This is a genomic window from Salinispirillum sp. LH 10-3-1, from assembly GCF_030643825.1.
Classification (GTDB): Bacteria; Pseudomonadota; Gammaproteobacteria; order Pseudomonadales; family Natronospirillaceae; genus Salinispirillum.
In genome coordinates this window covers 1,743,492-1,759,378 of record NZ_CP101717.1, presented here as the reverse complement: position 1 = coordinate 1,759,378, position 15,887 = coordinate 1,743,492, and the positions used below count along the sequence as shown (strand labels likewise).

16 protein-coding genes are annotated in these 15,887 nt (G+C 52.7%); 11 read left to right on the top strand and 5 right to left on the bottom strand.

Annotated features, from left to right (window positions below; genetic code table 11):
• Window positions 1-41: 41 nt before the first annotated feature.
• The 4 genes from htpG (at window position 42) to NFC81_RS07760 (ending at window position 3,380) form a co-directional block, all read left to right on the top strand.
• Complete coding sequence (htpG, locus tag NFC81_RS07775; protein WP_304993917.1) at window positions 42-1,964, top strand: molecular chaperone HtpG; 1,923 nt, start codon at window positions 42-44, stop codon at window positions 1,962-1,964.
• A gap of 135 nt (window positions 1,965-2,099) precedes the next feature.
• On the top strand, window positions 2,100-2,651 hold the full coding sequence (locus tag NFC81_RS07770; protein ID WP_304993916.1) for a YfaZ family outer membrane protein: 552 nt from the start codon (window positions 2,100-2,102) through the stop codon (window positions 2,649-2,651).
• A 2-nt stretch (window positions 2,652-2,653) separates the two neighbouring features.
• Window positions 2,654-3,118, top strand: coding sequence for a DUF6586 family protein (locus tag NFC81_RS07765; protein ID WP_304993915.1), 465 nt, complete (start codon window positions 2,654-2,656; stop codon window positions 3,116-3,118).
• A gap of 10 nt (window positions 3,119-3,128) precedes the next feature.
• A complete protein-coding gene (locus NFC81_RS07760; RefSeq protein WP_304993914.1) occupies window positions 3,129-3,380 on the top strand; it encodes a hypothetical protein in 252 nt (83 codons plus the stop codon).
• 4 nt (window positions 3,381-3,384) lie between these two features.
• Here NFC81_RS07760 and NFC81_RS07755 read toward each other — a convergent pair whose 3' ends face one another.
• The 5 genes from NFC81_RS07755 to NFC81_RS07735 all read right to left on the bottom strand — a co-directional run bounded on the left by NFC81_RS07755 (window position 3,385) and on the right by NFC81_RS07735 (window position 8,220).
• Window positions 3,385-4,545, bottom strand: a complete 1,161-nt coding sequence (locus NFC81_RS07755; RefSeq protein ID WP_304993913.1) for a cupin domain-containing protein — start codon at window positions 4,543-4,545, stop codon at window positions 3,385-3,387.
• 86 nt (window positions 4,546-4,631) lie between these two features.
• Window positions 4,632-5,999 carry an adenylosuccinate lyase gene (purB, locus tag NFC81_RS07750; RefSeq protein ID WP_304993912.1) on the bottom strand — a complete coding sequence of 456 codons (1,368 nt, stop codon included), beginning with the start codon at window positions 5,997-5,999 and terminating at the stop codon, window positions 4,632-4,634.
• A 13-nt stretch (window positions 6,000-6,012) separates the two neighbouring features.
• On the bottom strand, window positions 6,013-6,651 hold the full coding sequence (hflD, locus tag NFC81_RS07745; RefSeq protein ID WP_304993911.1) for a high frequency lysogenization protein HflD: 639 nt from the start codon (window positions 6,649-6,651) through the stop codon (window positions 6,013-6,015).
• The gene (gene mnmA, locus NFC81_RS07740; RefSeq protein ID WP_304993910.1) at window positions 6,651-7,775 is read right to left on the bottom strand and encodes a tRNA 2-thiouridine(34) synthase MnmA; all 1,125 of its coding nucleotides are present in this window, start codon (window positions 7,773-7,775) and stop codon (window positions 6,651-6,653) included. Before mnmA ends, hflD begins: the two co-directional genes overlap by 1 nt.
• Complete coding sequence (locus NFC81_RS07735; protein WP_304993909.1) at window positions 7,759-8,220, bottom strand: NUDIX hydrolase; 462 nt, start codon at window positions 8,218-8,220, stop codon at window positions 7,759-7,761. The genes mnmA and NFC81_RS07735 overlap by 17 nt, the downstream gene beginning before the upstream one ends.
• A 177-nt stretch (window positions 8,221-8,397) precedes the next feature.
• Here NFC81_RS07735 and NFC81_RS07730 point away from each other — a divergent pair, with 177 nt between their 5' ends.
• The 7 genes from NFC81_RS07730 (at window position 8,398) to tdh (ending at window position 15,878) form a co-directional block, all read left to right on the top strand.
• Window positions 8,398-8,880 carry a peptidylprolyl isomerase gene (locus tag NFC81_RS07730; protein ID WP_304993908.1) on the top strand — a complete coding sequence of 161 codons (483 nt, stop codon included), beginning with the start codon at window positions 8,398-8,400 and terminating at the stop codon, window positions 8,878-8,880.
• Window positions 8,881-8,885: 5 nt separating this feature from the next.
• Complete coding sequence (locus NFC81_RS07725) at window positions 8,886-10,076, top strand: MFS transporter (protein ID WP_304993907.1); 1,191 nt, start codon at window positions 8,886-8,888, stop codon at window positions 10,074-10,076.
• 24 nt (window positions 10,077-10,100) lie between these two features.
• Entirely contained in the window at window positions 10,101-10,382 is a 282-nt protein-coding gene (locus NFC81_RS07720; protein WP_304993906.1) for a DUF427 domain-containing protein, read from the top strand.
• Between the two features lie 116 nt (window positions 10,383-10,498).
• Window positions 10,499-11,677: an enoyl-ACP reductase FabV gene (fabV, locus tag NFC81_RS07715; RefSeq protein WP_304993905.1), complete on the top strand. Its 1,179-nt coding sequence runs from the start codon at window positions 10,499-10,501 to the stop codon at window positions 11,675-11,677.
• 91 nt (window positions 11,678-11,768) lie between these two features.
• The gene (locus tag NFC81_RS07710) at window positions 11,769-13,550 is read left to right on the top strand and encodes an ABC transporter ATP-binding protein (protein WP_304993904.1); all 1,782 of its coding nucleotides are present in this window, start codon (window positions 11,769-11,771) and stop codon (window positions 13,548-13,550) included.
• A gap of 103 nt (window positions 13,551-13,653) precedes the next feature.
• Window positions 13,654-14,856, top strand: coding sequence for a glycine C-acetyltransferase (locus NFC81_RS07705; protein WP_304993903.1), 1,203 nt, complete (start codon window positions 13,654-13,656; stop codon window positions 14,854-14,856).
• A complete protein-coding gene (gene tdh, locus NFC81_RS07700; RefSeq protein WP_304993902.1) occupies window positions 14,853-15,878 on the top strand; it encodes an L-threonine 3-dehydrogenase in 1,026 nt (341 codons plus the stop codon). Before NFC81_RS07705 ends, tdh begins: the two co-directional genes overlap by 4 nt.
• Window positions 15,879-15,887 lie beyond the last annotated feature (9 nt).

Genomic DNA, 15,887 nt, shown 5'->3' with positions numbered 1-15,887 from the left:
TCGCTTTATTGCATGAACTTAAATGGAGGATGAACCACACCATGTCCCAGGCTACTACTGAAAAACGTGAATTTCAGACGGAAGTAAAACAGCTGCTCCACCTCATGGTGCATTCACTGTACAGCAACAAGGAAATTTTCCTGCGTGAGCTGATCTCCAACGCTTCTGATGCGTCTGACAAGCTGTCTTTCCTCGCCCTCAATGATGACACCCTCTACGAAGGCGAGGGGGACCTGAATATTCGCATAGACTTCGACAAAAAGAAGAAGACGCTGACCATTACCGATAAGGGTATCGGTATGACACAGGATGAGGTGGTCGCGAACTTAGGTACCATTGCCAAATCCGGTACCGCTGAATTCTTGAAGAACATGAGCGGTGACGCGAAGAAAGACGCCCGCCTGATCGGCCAGTTCGGGGTAGGTTTCTACAGTGCCTTTATTGTTGCCGACCGCGTTGAAGTATTTACCCGCAAGGCCGGAGAAGACAAAGCCAACGGCGTTTACTGGGCCAGCGAAGGCGCCGGTGAGTTCGATCTGGGCGCGGTGGAGCGTGAGTCACGCGGAACCGAAATTGTTTTGCACCTGAAAAAAGGTGAAGAAGAATTCCTCGACGAATGGCGCTTGAAAAGCTTGGTACGCAAGTACAGCGACCACATTTCTATACCGGTGATGATGGAAGTCGAAGATAACGCGGCTAAATATGACGAAGAAGGCAAAGAAAAAGAAGGCCATAAGCCGGTCTTTAAGCTAGAACAAATCAACTCGGCCACCGCCTTGTGGACACGCAACAAATCCGACATCAGTGATGAAGAGTACCAAGAGTTTTACAAACACATCTCGCACGACTTCGCGGACGCTGCGACCTGGGCGCACAACCGGGTAGAAGGCAAGCTGGACTATACCTCGCTACTGTACCTGCCGTCGAAAGCACCCTTCGACATGTGGAACCGCGACCAACAGCGTGGCCTGAAGCTCTATGTTCAACGAGTGTTCATCATGGACGACGCAGAGCAGTTCTTGCCGACCTACCTGCGTTTCATCAAAGGCGTCGTGGACAGCAACGACCTTTCGCTGAACGTGTCACGCGAAATATTGCAAAGCAACAAAACCGTTGAGTCACTGAAAACGGCACTGACCAAGCGCGTCCTCGACATGCTGGACAAGATGGCGAAGAAAAAGCCAGAAGAGTATCAGCAGTTCTGGGAAGAGTTCGGTCAGGTTTTGAAAGAAGGCCCGGCGGAAGACCATGCCAACAAAGAACGCATTGCTGGCTTGCTGCGCTTTGCCACAACGCACACGGGTGATGCCGCGCAAACAGTGTCGCTGGCGGACTACATCGGCCGCATGAAAGAAGGCCAGAAAGAAATCTACTACGTGGCAGCGGATAACCATAAGACCGCGGCGGGTAGCCCACACCTTGAAGTGTTCCGCAAGAAAGGCATCGAGGTACTGTTGCTCTCTGACCGTATCGATGAGTGGCTGATGGGCCACCTGAGCGAGTTCGATGGCAAGCATCTGAAAGACGTCGGCAAAGGCCAGCTCGATCTGGGTGACTTGGAAGATGAAGCGGAAAAGCAGAAGCAAGAAGAAACTGACAAAACGTTTGCCAGTCTGACGGCGCAAATCGCTAAAGAACTGGAAGCCGATGTTAAAGAAGTGCGCACCACGCACCGTTTGACCGAGTCGCCAGCGTGTCTGGTGGTCGGTGAATACGACATGGGCGCACAAATGCGGAAGATCATGGAAGCGGCGGGGCAGAAAGTACCGGATGCCAAGCCGATTCTAGAGATCAACCCAGAGCACCCATTGGTACAGCGGTTGAACAGCGAAACCAATGATGACCGGACCAAGGACTTGATCGCCGTGATCTACGAACAGGCTCGGCTCGCTGGTGGTGATGGGCTGAAAGACCCGGCGGCCTACGTGCAGCGCATCAATAAGTTATTGATGGAACTGGCCTAATTTCAGTCGTTAGGCAATGGCGGAGCGCACTGTGTTAGTGCAGTGCACTCCAGCTCAGCGTCTAAACGGTTTAACAGATGAATTTCAGCGTTTAAACCGTTAGAATGCGGGCATTCATAAAGGAGCCGTTTTAGGATGCTTAAGAAACTCACATTGGCGGTAGCCGCAATTGCACTTTCTAGCACTGCCTTAGCGGGTGGTTCAATCGATGTTGCCTTGTCTGACCAATCCATTCGCGCTGAGCACGGTGCTGCTCGTGTGGGTACTGGTGCGTACATCACGGTGGGTGGGTGGTATCGCCAAGACGCCGGTTCTTTGATTTCTGGTGGCTTTCATGCCATTGACCCTACCAACCAACGGCCAGAGCTGATTGGTGGTATAGGTGGCAAAGGGTTTCTGTTCAAAGTGCCTGAAGAGAATACCAGCGTGGCCGTTGGCCTGGGTGGCTTCGTACGTTACAACCCGCCGCAGTTGAACGGTGTCGGTGCAGAGGTATCTGCCTACTACGCACCGCCAGTGTTGGCTTTTGGTGATTTGGTCGACTTCTTCGATGTTCAAGCCCGTTTAACCTACTTGGTATTGCCCCAGGCCCGCCTGTTCGTCGGCTACAGTGATAGTCGGGCAAACTATGAGCGTGAACGTACACTGGATTCAACCGTTACCATCGGGTTTCGGGTCCGTTACTGATCGTGCGCAATTTCAATCGCCACCATTTCCGCGCGCAACGCTTGCTCGAACTGCAGCAAGCAACGCCTGAGGATACCGTGGCGCTGCTTGATGAAGCTGTCACCTGGCAGCTTTATCGAACCTATTTGTCCTTGCTGCAAGAACTTTGTCACAACTACCGCATCGGTGGCACCATCGTCGGCGATCTTTGGGATGAAGGCGCTTTTTTACAGGCGTTACGCACCTACAACGCCAGCATGTATGAATTGAACATACTGGAAGAGGCTCGGGGGCAAGTAGATCACTGGCTGTATCAACTGTTGGCCTGTTGGCGTGCGCTCTGGTCAGAGAGTGCCGGGCAAACAACATTAGCGTCGAACGCAATCATTACCAGTGCATCAAATGAAGCAGCCGATTGGCAGCAAGATGCACTGCACGGATTAAAAGACTGGGCGGATGCTTTCCGTGAGCACAGTCAGACTTATTAAGAGGTAAACCATGTACTGGGAAATTGTTGAGCTTGAAGACGGCGACATCGCGTTGGTGCGTGAAGACGAAACTGAACCGATGCTAAAAATTGCTTTTTCTAAAGAGGCAAAAAATCGCCTGCAAGCCAATCACGTTGAAGTGGCCAAGGCCATGATCGGCGCCGGTATGGATGCGGTGGAACAGCTGATGGAGATGGAGGAGGGCATGGATGGCTTTGATGAATGGGTTGATGTCGAGCCCCAGTACACCACGATCCACTGAGCCCTTATTGCTGCGTCGTTGGCGCAGCGAAGGCTTCTTCTTCCGGCAGTTCCAGGCTGCCACTTAAAATCAGCATGTCCAGCGTATCACGCGCGCTATCGCTGTGCGTTAATCCGGTCAGTGTTCCCCAGCTCCAGTGGTCATCCTCAATCAGTGCCTTAACCAGCTCTCGATCTTCAGGTTGCAATGGAAATACCCGGCCATTGACGTAAAAGCGTTCGTTGTACACGGCCATCCGAGTTGGCAGTGCTTTTACTACCAATGCGGAGTCACTGAGTTCAACCGCATCATCGGGCACATCGGCCCAATCAAACAAATCGTATTTGTTTTGTGTCATGTAAGCACCCAGCCAATCGGCCAAGGCTTCGTCACGGCCAGTCGCACGCTTAAGCAAGGCGCGTAACCGAGTTAAGGCTTCTGGGGTGATGGTGTGGCTGGGTTCGTCGATACCTAGATCGGTATCCGAATAGCGCAAACTGTCCACGTCAGGCTCGAGATCCAAGCGCTGCGCCAAGCCTTGCAACGCTTCTACTGCGTCCGGTGCTCGGAAGCCAACAGAGTAGGTTAGGCAGTTGTTCAGGGCAACGCCATGGTGCGCCAAACCGGGTGGTAAATAGAGTACATCACCAGGGTTGAGATCCCAGCCATCAGTACGCGCCAATTCGGTTATAATCTTCAGGTCGGAGTCCGGATGCAGAGCCGTTGTGTGGTCACACATTTGGCCGATATCCCAATGACGATCGCCTTCGACCTGGACCAAAAAAACATCGTACTGGTCAAAGTGTGGGCCAACGCTGCCGCCTTGCGGGGCAAAGCTGATCATAATGTCGTCCAGGCGCCAGCTAGGTAGGCTGCTGAACTCTTCAAGTAGTACTTTAACTTCCGGCACCCATTGATCCACCGCCTGAACGAGCAGGGTCCAGTTCGATTCCGGGAGTCGCGCGAAGTCATCTTCACTGAAGGGGCCGCGGCGTAACTGCCAAGGGGTATCCCCGTGTTCGATCACCAAACGACTTTCAATTTCGTCTTCTAAGGCCAATCCGGCTAATTCATCGGGTGACAGCGGAGAGTGGAAGTCGGGCAATGCTTGGCGAAACAAGCATGGCTTTTTTTGCCAGTAGTCGCGTAAGAACTCTTCCATTGGCATTTGGTTAAAAAGCATCATGTGCCCGACTCTCCTTCTTCTCTGTGTCACCAAGGGTACCTGGAAACCTGACGAGCGAAACGCTGCCAGCGTTAGCGCAGTATTTTCTAGATGCTCTTAGCCTGTGCTATAGCATTTCCAATGTAGGTCGCTGGTGTCATGGCCAATAAGCGCTCTTTTTCAGACGCCGGTAGATCAAGCGTACCAATAAATTCAATCATGCCATCACGGGTAATGGCTTTACCACGCGTGAAAGCCTTGAGTTTTTCGTATGGCTGCTCAATGCCGTAGCGACGCATCACCGTTTGTACCGCTTCTGCCATGACTTCCCAAGCCTGATTCAAGTCTTGGTTCAAGCGCTCGGCGTTTACCTCCAGCTTGCTGACGCCTTTCAGTGTCGATTCGTAGCCAATCAAGCTGTGCGCCAAACCCACACCCATGTTGCGCAACACCGTTGAGTCGGTCAGATCGCGCTGCCAACGTGACACCGGCAACTTGCTGCCCAAGTGCGCCAAAATGGCATTAGCGATGCCTAGATTGCCTTCTGAGTTCTCAAAATCAATCGGGTTAACCTTGTGCGGCATGGTGCTTGAGCCGACTTCACCGGCAATGGTTCGCTGTTTAAAGTAACCGAGTGAGATATAGCCCCAAACGTCCCGGTCGAAATCGATCAGAATGGTATTGAAGCGAGCAAAGGCATCGTACAGTTCAGCAATGTAGTCATGCGGTTCTATCTGCGTCGTATAAGGGTTGAAGGTCAACCCTAGGTCAGAGATGAACGACGCCGCATTGGCTTGCCAGTCAATGTCAGGGTAGGTCGCTAAGTGGGCGTTGTAGTTACCCACGGCGCCGTTGATTTTGCCAAGATACTCAGTGCGCTTGATCTGCGCGATCTGGCGCTCCAAACGGTGCACAACGTTCGCCATTTCTTTACCCAGGGTAGTGGGCGAGGCGGTTTGTCCGTGCGTGCGTGACAGCATGGGCTGGTGTGCATGGGTGTGTGCAAGGGCACGAATTTCGGCAGCAATACGCTCCATAATGGGCAGCATGACGTCTTCTACGCCGTGCTTGAGCATCAATGCGTGCGACAGGTTGTTGATGTCTTCCGACGTACAGGCGAAATGCACGAACTCGGTAATGGCTTGCAGTTCTGCGTTGTCGGCAATCTTTTCTTTGATGAAATATTCAACGGCTTTGACATCGTGATTGGTGGTGCGTTCGATGTCTTTAATGCGCTGCGCGTCGGTGACTGAAAAGTTCACAACGATGTTGTTCAGTAGGGTGTTGGCCTCTTCACTGAACGCTGGCAGTTCACTGATACCGGCATGGTTGGCCAAACACTGAAGCCAGCGAATCTCTACCAGCACACGGTATTTAACTAAACCAAACTCACTGAAGTGTTCACGCAAGGTGAGTGTTTTATTGCCGTAACGACCGTCGATCGGTGAAATCGCGGTCAATGCCGATAAGTCCATATGGGCCTCTCTGCTAGGGGACTGTATGTCCGGTTAATATATCCTGGGTTGCTTGCAGCAATTTGCGCCGCCGCAGCAGTAATTGCCAACGACGTCCGCCACACTGCCGCCAAAGCAGCGCACTGCGAACGCCGAACAACAGCAGCATGCGAATTTGATCGGCATGCCGTTGTTGGTTGAGGTAACTGGGATTGCCAGTCACCTGAATACGAAAATTCAGCTTGCTAAGTGTGTCTTGATAGGCACGAGCCAGCGAACCAACCACTGCGTCATGGTGAGGCTCTTGGAAGTAGGCCAGGCGATCCTGGCTCTGTGCAATGAGCTTGCCGAGAGTTTGCAGCATGTCTGTCTTGCGCTGCATCTTTCCTTCGAGGTGAAGGAGGCTCATGGTGTAACGAATGACATCACTGTGTACTGTGGGTTGCTCACGCGAGAGCAGGATGCGCAGCGATTTTAAGCCTTCACGAATGTTAGCTTCGCTGCCAAACACCGCCAGAGTGGAATCAGGGTTCGTATTGAGGATGCCATGCACGGCGGTAGCAATATCTTCTTGCGGGCACATACCGCGCCGCGCAATTTGCTCGACCAGCAAAGCGGCTTGTAACACACCGCCCAACGCAAGCGCCTGTTCATGAATACTGTGTTCAGCCATTATGCTTTCCAAGCCTCCTCAATCACGCCGCCACCTAAACAATGCTTGCCGCGATAAAATACTGCCGATTGTCCCGGCGTAATGGCGCGCTGGGGCTGGTGGAATTCGACCCGGTAGGTACCGTTCGCTTCAGGAATTACCAAACAGTCTTGGTCTTCCTGACGGTAGCGATGTTTACAGGTCAGCGGCTGGCTTAAATCAGGCGCGTGGTCGTGTTCAGAGCCACCGTTGATCCAGAAAATTTCGCGCAAGCGCATATGGTTTTTAAACAGCAACGGATGGTCTATGCCCTGAACGGCAATCAGCACGTTACGCTCCAAGTCCTTTTCAGCAGCAAACCAAGGAGCCTCGGGGTGGTTCTTCAAACCACCAATGCCCAACCCTTGGCGCTGCCCAATGGTGTAGTACATTAAGCCATGATGTTCGCCAATGACTTCACCGTCGGGCGTTTCGATGGCCCCGGGCTGTGCAGGCAGGTATTGTTTTAAGAAATCACTGAAGCGGCGCTCGCCAATAAAGCAAATGCCCGTGCTGTCTTTTTTGTTGTGGGTGATCAAATCGTGCTGTTCCGCTAAGCGGCGCACTTCGGGTTTGGCCATCTCACCCACGGGAAACAAGGTCTGTGCCAGCTGCTCTTCGCCTACCTGGTGCAAAAAGTAGGACTGGTCTTTATTGGTATCCAAGCCCTTCAATAATATGGCCTCGCCGTCAGCGCCTTGACCACGACGTACGTAATGTCCGGTAGCAATCAAGTCAGCGCCCAGAATACGAGCGTAATCCAGAAAGACTTTAAATTTGATTTCGCGGTTGCAGAGAATATCCGGGTTCGGCGTACGTCCAGCCTTGTATTCTTCAAGGAAATGCTCAAACACGTTGTCCCAGTACTCGGCAGCAAAGTTGGCCGTGTGCAGTTTGATCCCCAGCTTGTCGCAGACGGCTTGTGCGTCGGCCAGGTCTTCCTTGGCGGTGCAGTACTCGGTGTTGTCGTCTTCTTCCCAGTTTTTCATGAACAGTCCTTCCACTGCATAGCCTTGCTGCATCAGCAAAAGGGCGCTAACAGAGGAATCCACACCGCCGGACATACCGACAATGACTTTTAAACGTTCGTTACTGCTGAGTGACATGAAACCCTTCATGAATAAGTGACAATGGAAATTGCTGGCCAGCCAGATCGTCGTTGATCAACTGCATGACCAAGGGGCTGCGTAAGCGACCGGCTTCTTGGAATGCATTTATTTCATCGAGCGTTAACCAGTGTGCCGCAATGATGTCAGAGTCTAACGTATGCTGTCTTTGTTCGACTGGTAGCGCCGCAAAGCCAAACCGGTAATAGGTGTTGCCGTTCGGAGCAGAGTAAACATACACGCCAATCAAATGCGTTAGCGTGACCGCCCAGCCGGTTTCTTCCAATGTTTCACGCAAACAGGCTTGAAGAGCGGTTTCACCTTCATCAATATGGCCTGCGGGCTGGTTAAATACGGCAGCGTTTCTATCGCCTTCTTCCACCATTAAATAGCGCTCACCCTGCTTAATCAGCGCTGCAACAGTAACATGGGGGTGGAAGCTCATAGTTCAACTCTGCGGGTCGGCAAACGGCCTTAAAACGGGCCGCCAATGCTACCGAAAAATGGCTGATTTGGGAATGCAAAAAGGTGGTCGCCACGCTGTTCTTTCGTTGCACGGTCCGCGTATGAAGTTGATAATGCTCGCTTGTAATCTGGTGGCAGCTCCAAAAAAGGCAAAACAATGCACATTGAAAAGAATACCGTTGTACAGTTTCATTATACCCTCAGTGATGCGCACGGAGAGATAGAGTCGTCTAAGGACTCTGATCCCATGCTGTATCTGCATGGTCATGGCGGCATCATTCCGGGCTTAGAAGCAGCGATGGAAGGAAAAAAAGAGGGCGCACAATTCTCTGTAACCATTCCACCAGCCGATGCCTACGGCATGCCGAGAGAAGATTCCATCCAGCGCATTCCCTTAAAACACCTGCAAGGTGCGCGCAAATGGAAGCCGGGCCTGATGGCGACCGTGCAGACAGACCAAGGACCACGTCAGGTTACTGTCGTAAAAGTCGGACTGAAACAAGTCGACATAGACACCAATCACCCACTGGCAGGTCGTGAACTGACCTTTACTGTGGACATACTGTCTGTGCGTGCCGCAGACGACGATGAAATAGCCCACGGACATGCCCATGGCGTGGGTGGCCATCATCACGGATAATCCCCTTGCTTATATTAGGCAGTAGGGGCTACCGGCGCGCAGTCTCGGCGTTATGCCTGGGCTCCGTGCTGGTGTTTGCCAACCTCTATGCAATACAGCCGCTGCTGCCTACGTTGGCCGCAGAGTTCGAGCTGACGGCGCTGCAAGCCAGCTACAGTTTCTCCATCACCACCCTGACACTTGGTTTATCCCTGCTGGTATACGGTGGGCTGTCTGATGCCTTAGGCCGCAAGCCATTGATGATTGGTAGCCTGATCGGTGTGGTTTTGACCATCGTAATGCTGTCACAGGTGCGTAGCTACATTGACCTAATGATCCTGCGGGCCGTCTTAGGGCTATTTTTGGGCGGGTTACCGGCCATTGCCATCGCCTACATGGGCGATGAGTTTGAGCGGCCAGCCTTGATCGTCGCGGTTGGTTTCTACATTAGTGCCAATACGGTGGGTGGAATCAGCGGGCGCTTGATCGGTGGGTTTGTGGGTGAGTGGCTAGGGTGGTCTGCGGTCTTTATGGTGATGGCAGGGTTCAGTGCGTTGCTACTGGCCCTGTTCGTCGTACTGCTACCAAACGCCCAGCGTTTTTCTGCACGACCGATCCATTTGGGTCAGATATTAAGTGATTTATACGGACATCTACGTAACCCATTGATTTTAATGGCTTGTCTAATTGGCGGATTCAACTTCTTTATCTTCATTAACCAGTACAGTTACGTGACTTTTTTGTTGGCTGCGCCACCTTACAATTTGTCGTCTAGCTGGCTCGGTCTGTTATTTCTGACCTACCTAACAGGCACCTTCGGTTCAGCGATTTCCGGCCGGGTGGCGCAACGCATCCCGCAACCGCTGTGTATGGTGTTAGGCATCGGCATTCTGATACTGGGGTCGGTAACCACGTTATTGCCCAGTTTGGCGGGCATAGTGGCTGGGTTCTTTATCAGCGCATTCGGCTTATTTTTTACCCAAGCCACCGCCAGCAGTTGGGTTAGCCAACAGGCATTGCAGGCTAAAGCCAGCGCATCTGCGCTCTATTTGCTATCTTACTACCTTGGCGCTACCGCCGGTGGGTTCTACCTCTATCCGTTCTGGCATTGGGCTGCGTGGCAAGGCGTTATCATTGGGTCAATAATCGTATTGTTGGGCACCTTAAGTTGTGCCATTCTGCTTTTTATGAAAACGCATCGTCGGGTAGTGACCTGACATTGGACATTTAGGTGGGTGGTTATGAAAGCGATCTGGAATGATACGGTAATTGCTGAGTCCGATGACACGGTAGTGGTTGAAGGCAACCATTATTTTCCTGAAGAATCAGTGAACGAAGAATATTTAGTCGATAGTGACAAGACCACCGTGTGTTCGTGGAAGGGTACCGCTAACTACTACTCTATCGTGGTGAACGGTGAAACAAACGAAGATGCGGCTTGGTATTATGCCAACCCGAAATCAACGGCAAAGGGGATCCGAGGCTACATCGCCTTTTGGAAGGGCGTACAGATCGTCCGTTAGATCAAAACACTTATGACTCAATAGGGTTTAGATTCGCGGCTTTGCCTTTTACACTAGCCCACAAATGAAAAACCCATGCGTGTGCGTTCGCTGCGCAATGAAGAATGGAAACAGATATGATTATTAAACCAAAAGTACGCGGCTTTATTTGTACCACTGCTCACCCCACTGGCTGTGCTGCCAACGTACAAGAGCAGATCGACTACGTGGTCAAGCAGGGTGTACAGGGAACTGGCCCTAAAAACGTATTGGTTTTGGGTTGTTCCACGGGCTATGGTTTGGCTTCACGCATCGTCAGCGCTTTTGGTTACGGCGCCAACACCTTGGGTGTAATGTTCGAAAAGCCTGCCACAGAAACGAAAACGGGCTCTGCCGGTTGGTACAATACACGGGCTTTTGAAGATAAAGCAGCGGCTAAGGGTATCTATGCCAAGACATTCAACATGGATGCATTCTCGAATGAAGCCAAAGATGAAGTGATCGCCGAAATCAAAGCCAGCATGGGCAAGATCGACTTGGTGGTTTACAGCCTGGCTTCACCGCGCCGTAAAGACCCGAATTCAGACACCATCTACAATTCCACGCTGAAGCCGATCGGCGAAGCAGTGACTCGTAAAACACTGAACACCGATACCAAGCAGGTAACGGAAGTGACGTTGGAGCCAGCCACACAGGAAGAAATCGATGCGACCGTTAAGGTAATGGGCGGAGAAGATTGGGAATTGTGGCTGAACGCATTAGACGCTGCTGGCGTACTGGCGGACAACGTACAAACCACCGCCTATACCTACATTGGTAAAGAACTGACGTGGCCCATCTACGGCAAAGCCACCATTGGTAAGGCCAAAGAAGATCTCGATCGTGCAGCCAAGGCCATCAATGCCACGCTGTCTAAGAAATACCAAGGCAGTGCCCGCGTTTCTGTATTGAAAGCACTGGTCACTCAGGCTTCATCAGCGATTCCGGTCATGCCGCTGTACATTTCGTTGCTGTACAAAGTAATGAAAGCGCAGGGCACGCACGAAGGCTGTATAGAGCAGATTCACCAATTGCTGTCCGGTGAGTACTACTCTGGCAAAGCACTGACATTGGATGATCAGGGCCGCGTACGAGTCGACTTAAAAGAATTGGACGACAGCGTACAGAACGAAGTAGAGCGCCTGTGGCATCAGTGTACCACCGACAACGTGATGGAATTGTCAGACTTCGCGGGCTACCAGGAAGAGTTCTTTAAGCTGTTTGGTTTTGGCTTTGACTCTGTTGATTACGAGCAAGATGTCAATCCGCAAGTGTAACACCACAAAATAACCGACCAGTGGCCTTGGTTTTTCCAAGGCTCAGTGGCAGCATGCAGACTTCTTTACGGTTTTTACTAAGGACGTCTGCATGCCATCGGAAACCACTTCCTCCTTCCAGGCCCTTGGCCGCTTGCTGCGTTACGCCAAAGGCTACCGCCGCCGCATCATTGCTGCTACCACCTGTTCCGTCATCAATAAGCTGTTTGATATAGCCCCAGAAATACTCATTGGCATCGCCATCGACGTGGTGGTGAATCAGGAGCGCAGTTTCGTTGCTCAACTGGGCTTTACCTCGCCGAAGGAACAAATTTTCATTTTGGCCGTGTTGACGTTCTTTATCTGGGCGGGCGAGTCCATTTTCCAATACCTCTATATGATTCTGTGGCGCAATTTGGCGCAACGCCTACAAGCTGACATGCGACAAGATGCTTACGAGCATGTGCAGAAGCTGGACATGGCGTTCTTTGAATCACGCAGCTCTGGTGACTTGGTCGCCGTGATGAATGACGATGTGAACCAATTGGAACGCTTTCTGGATGGTGGTGCTAATGATCTGATTCAGGTCTTCGTCACCGTGGTGGCGGTCGGCGGGGTGTTCTTCCTGCTGTCACCGCTGATTGCCCTGTTTGCTTTTACCCCCATTCCTTTGATCATTTGGGGCGCCTTCTTTTTCCAGCGTAAAGCAGGCCCGCTGTACAACGATGTGCGAGAGAAAGTTGGGAGTTTGTCGAGTCGCCTGTCTAATAACATTGGCGGCATGGCCACCATAAAGAGCTTCACCGCGGAGTTGCGCGAGGCCGAACGCCTGCGAGTGACGAGTGAGGACTATGTCGAGGCCAACCGCAAAGCCATCGCCATCAGCTCGGCCTTCATACCCGTTATTCGCATGGCAATTCTGCTGGGCTTTCTGGCGACCTTTGTGATCGGTGGCTTTATGGCGCTGGAAGGTACACTGAACATCGGTGCGTACGGCGTACTGGTGTTTTTAACGCAACGCCTGCTGTGGCCATTGACCGGACTGGCACAAACCATAGACCTGTTTGAAAGGGCCATGGCCAGTACACGTCGAATACTGGACCTACTTGGACTGCGAATTACGGTGCCAGATGAAGGCTTAACCGCCTTGCCAGAGCGTACGCCCGGTCACGTCACCATTGAGCGGCTCAACTTTACCTACCCATCGTCCAACGAAGGCCTGCATGGCGTGAGCTTGGAAGTCGCCGCTGGCAATACGTTAGCACTGGTTGGGGCCACCGGCTCGGGTAAGTCAACGCTGATCAAGTTACTGTTGCGCTATTACAACCCCACAGAAGGGCGCATCACCATTGATGGTCATGCCATTGACAGCCTCAGCATGAGCAGCCTGCGCCGGGCCATCGGCTTGGTGAGCCAAGAGGTGTTTTTGTTTGAAGGCAGTATACGCGAGAACATCGCCTACGGTCGCCCCGATGCACCGACGGAAGAGATCCTAGAGGCTGCTCGCGTGGCCGAAGCCTGGGAGTTTATCGAACGTCTGCCACAGGGTATTGATACCCTGGTCGGTGAGCGTGGTGTCCGACTGTCGGGTGGCCAACGGCAGCGCTTGTCGCTAGCACGGGCTTTGTTAAAAAACCCGGCAATCTTGGTGCTCGATGAAGCAACCAGTGCGGTTGATAACGAAACTGAGGCAGCCATTCAGCGGTCGCTGAAGAAAATCGGCCATGGGCGCACCGTAATCATGATTGCGCACCGCCTGTCGACCATTGTGCACGCGGATCAAATCGTCGTACTTGAGCACGGCAAGGTGGTCGAACAAGGCACTCATGAAGAATTGATCGCGCATGATGGCTTCTATGCGTCGCAGTGGCGCGTGCAGACAGGTCAAGCGTAATCGTTGCTTGCCATAATACTCAGGGCGCTAGAATGCATTTCCTGCGCCCTGAGAGTGTTCCTTGCTAGACTGTGGCTACAAGTACAAGCTAAGGAATCAAGCAATGTCGAACGCATTCTACCAACAGCTCGACGCCACACTGGCGGAGATCGAAAACGACGGCCTGTATAAGCATGAGCGCGCCATCACATCGGCCCAGCAAGGGGATATCAGGGTAGCGGAAGGGCGTCATGTCCTGAATTTTTGTGCCAATAATTATCTGGGTTTAGCCAACCACCCATCGTTGATTGAAGCAGCTAAGGAAGGATTGGACGGCCACGGTTTCGGTATGGCGTCGGTACGATTTATTTGCGGCACGCAAGATATCCACCAACAGCTGGAAAAACGCCTGGCCGGATTCCTCGGCATGGAGGATTGCATCCTCTACACTTCGTGTTTTGATGCCAACGGCGGCTTGTTTGAAACCTTGTTTACCGCTGACGACGCCATTATTTCTGATGCGTTAAATCATGCGTCGATCATCGACGGCATTCGTCTCTGCAAAGCGCAACGCTATCGTTACGCCAACAACGACATGGCGGATTTGGAAGCACAGCTCAAGGCCGCACGCACCAAGGGCGCACGGAACGTGCTGATCGCAACCGACGGTGTCTTTTCCATGGACGGCATCATTGCGAATTTAAAGGCCATCTGCGACCTCGCTGACCAGTACGACGCCTTGGTGATGGTGGACGATTCACACGCCGTCGGTTTCTTGGGTGACAACGGCCGTGGCAGCCACGAATACTGCGGCGTTCTGGATCGCATCGACATCATCACCGGCACACTGGGTAAGGCGCTTGGTGGTGCATCAGGCGGCTATACTGCGGCACGCAAGCCGGTGGTTGACTTGCTGCGCCAACGCTCGCGGCCTTATTTATTCTCGAACTCCGTTGCACCAGCCATCGTATCGGCGTCTTTACGCGTGCTGACTCTACTGGAGCGCGGCGATGCTCTGCGTGCACAGCTGTGGTCCAACACGGCGACGTTCCGCGACCGTATGACGGCTGCCGGGTTTACTCTGGCGGGTGCTGATCACCCGATCATTCCGGTCATGATAGGTGATGCACACAAAGCCGCTGAATTCGCCGAAGCCATGTTGGCCGAAGGGGTGTTCGTAGTGGCCTTTTCATTCCCGGTGGTACCTAAAGGGCAGGCGCGCATCCGTGTACAGATGTCCGCCGCTCACAATGAGCAACAATTGAATACCGCCATCGACGCCTTTATCCGTGTTGGGCGCGCTCTGAATATTGTGGAGGCATCATGAAAGCACTCGCCAAACTAAAGCCGGAGCAAGGCATTTGGATGACCGACGTGCCCAAGCCGGAAATGGGGCATAACGACCTTCTGATCAAAATCCGCAAAACCGCTATTTGTGGGACTGACGTGCATATCTATAACTGGGATGAATGGTCGCAGAACACCATTCAAGTGCCCTTAGTGGCTGGCCACGAATACGTCGGAGAGGTCGTTGACATTGGTCAAGAAGTGCGTGGGTTCAAAATTGGTGACCGCGTCAGCGGGGAAGGGCACATTACCTGCGGGCATTGCCGTAACTGCCGGGCGGGACGCACGCACCTGTGCCGCAACACCATAGGCGTCGGCGTGAACCGGGACGGTGCTTTTGCCGAATACTTGGTGCTGCCAGCCTTCAATGCGTTCAAACTGCCCGATAACATTCCTGACGACTTGGCGGCGATATTTGATCCCTTCGGCAACGCGGTGCACACCGCTTTGTCGTTCGATCTGGTGGGCGAAGACGTGCTGATTACCGGGGCAGGGCCTATCGGCATTATGGCTGCTGCCGTATGTCGCCACGTCGGCGCGCGGAAAATAGTGGTGACAGACGTTAACGACTTTCGTTTGAGCCTCGCGGCCAAAATGGGTGCCACCCGCACCGTTAATGTAATGCAAGAAAACCTCAAAGATGTGATGCGCGAGCTGGGCATGAACGAGGGCTTTGATGTGGGCTTGGAAATGTCCGGCGTGCCATCGGCCTTTACCGCCATGCTGGACGGCATGAACCACGGCGGCAAGATCGCCATGCTGGGGATCCCACCGTCCGATATGGCCGTGGATTGGACCAAGGTGATTTTTAAAGGTCTACAAATCAAGGGGGTTTATGGCCGGGAAATGTTCGAAACCTGGTACAAAATGGCGGCGCTGATCCAATCGGGTTTGGATTTAACCCCGATGATTACCCATCATTTTTCCGTCGATGATTTCCAGCAAGGCTTTGATGTTATGCGGTCGGGACAGTCAGGCAAGGTCATCTTAGACTGGGTTTAAAACCTCTTT

What these genes read in the sequence shown, in the direction of transcription:
- htpG (WP_304993917.1), top strand. Translation starts at nt 42, where the DNA reads ATGTCCCAGGCTACTACTGAAAAACGTGAATTTCAGACGGAAGTAAAA.
- NFC81_RS07735 (WP_304993909.1), bottom strand. Translation starts at nt 8,220, where the DNA reads ATGAGCTTCCACCCCCATGTTACTGTTGCAGCGCTGATTAAGCAGGGT.
- purB (WP_304993912.1), bottom strand. Translation starts at nt 5,999, where the DNA reads ATGGACTTATCGGCATTGACCGCGATTTCACCGATCGACGGTCGTTAC.
- tdh (WP_304993902.1), top strand. Translation starts at nt 14,853, where the DNA reads ATGAAAGCACTCGCCAAACTAAAGCCGGAGCAAGGCATTTGGATGACC.
- NFC81_RS07710 (WP_304993904.1), top strand. Translation starts at nt 11,769, where the DNA reads ATGCCATCGGAAACCACTTCCTCCTTCCAGGCCCTTGGCCGCTTGCTG.
- NFC81_RS07705 (WP_304993903.1), top strand. Translation starts at nt 13,654, where the DNA reads ATGTCGAACGCATTCTACCAACAGCTCGACGCCACACTGGCGGAGATC.
- NFC81_RS07720 (WP_304993906.1), top strand. Translation starts at nt 10,101, where the DNA reads ATGAAAGCGATCTGGAATGATACGGTAATTGCTGAGTCCGATGACACG.
- NFC81_RS07770 (WP_304993916.1), top strand. Translation starts at nt 2,100, where the DNA reads ATGCTTAAGAAACTCACATTGGCGGTAGCCGCAATTGCACTTTCTAGC.
- NFC81_RS07730 (WP_304993908.1), top strand. Translation starts at nt 8,398, where the DNA reads ATGCACATTGAAAAGAATACCGTTGTACAGTTTCATTATACCCTCAGT.
- NFC81_RS07755 (WP_304993913.1), bottom strand. Translation starts at nt 4,545, where the DNA reads ATGATGCTTTTTAACCAAATGCCAATGGAAGAGTTCTTACGCGACTAC.
- NFC81_RS07760 (WP_304993914.1), top strand. Translation starts at nt 3,129, where the DNA reads ATGTACTGGGAAATTGTTGAGCTTGAAGACGGCGACATCGCGTTGGTG.
- hflD (WP_304993911.1), bottom strand. Translation starts at nt 6,651, where the DNA reads ATGGCTGAACACAGTATTCATGAACAGGCGCTTGCGTTGGGCGGTGTG.
- mnmA (WP_304993910.1), bottom strand. Translation starts at nt 7,775, where the DNA reads ATGTCACTCAGCAGTAACGAACGTTTAAAAGTCATTGTCGGTATGTCC.
- fabV (WP_304993905.1), top strand. Translation starts at nt 10,499, where the DNA reads ATGATTATTAAACCAAAAGTACGCGGCTTTATTTGTACCACTGCTCAC.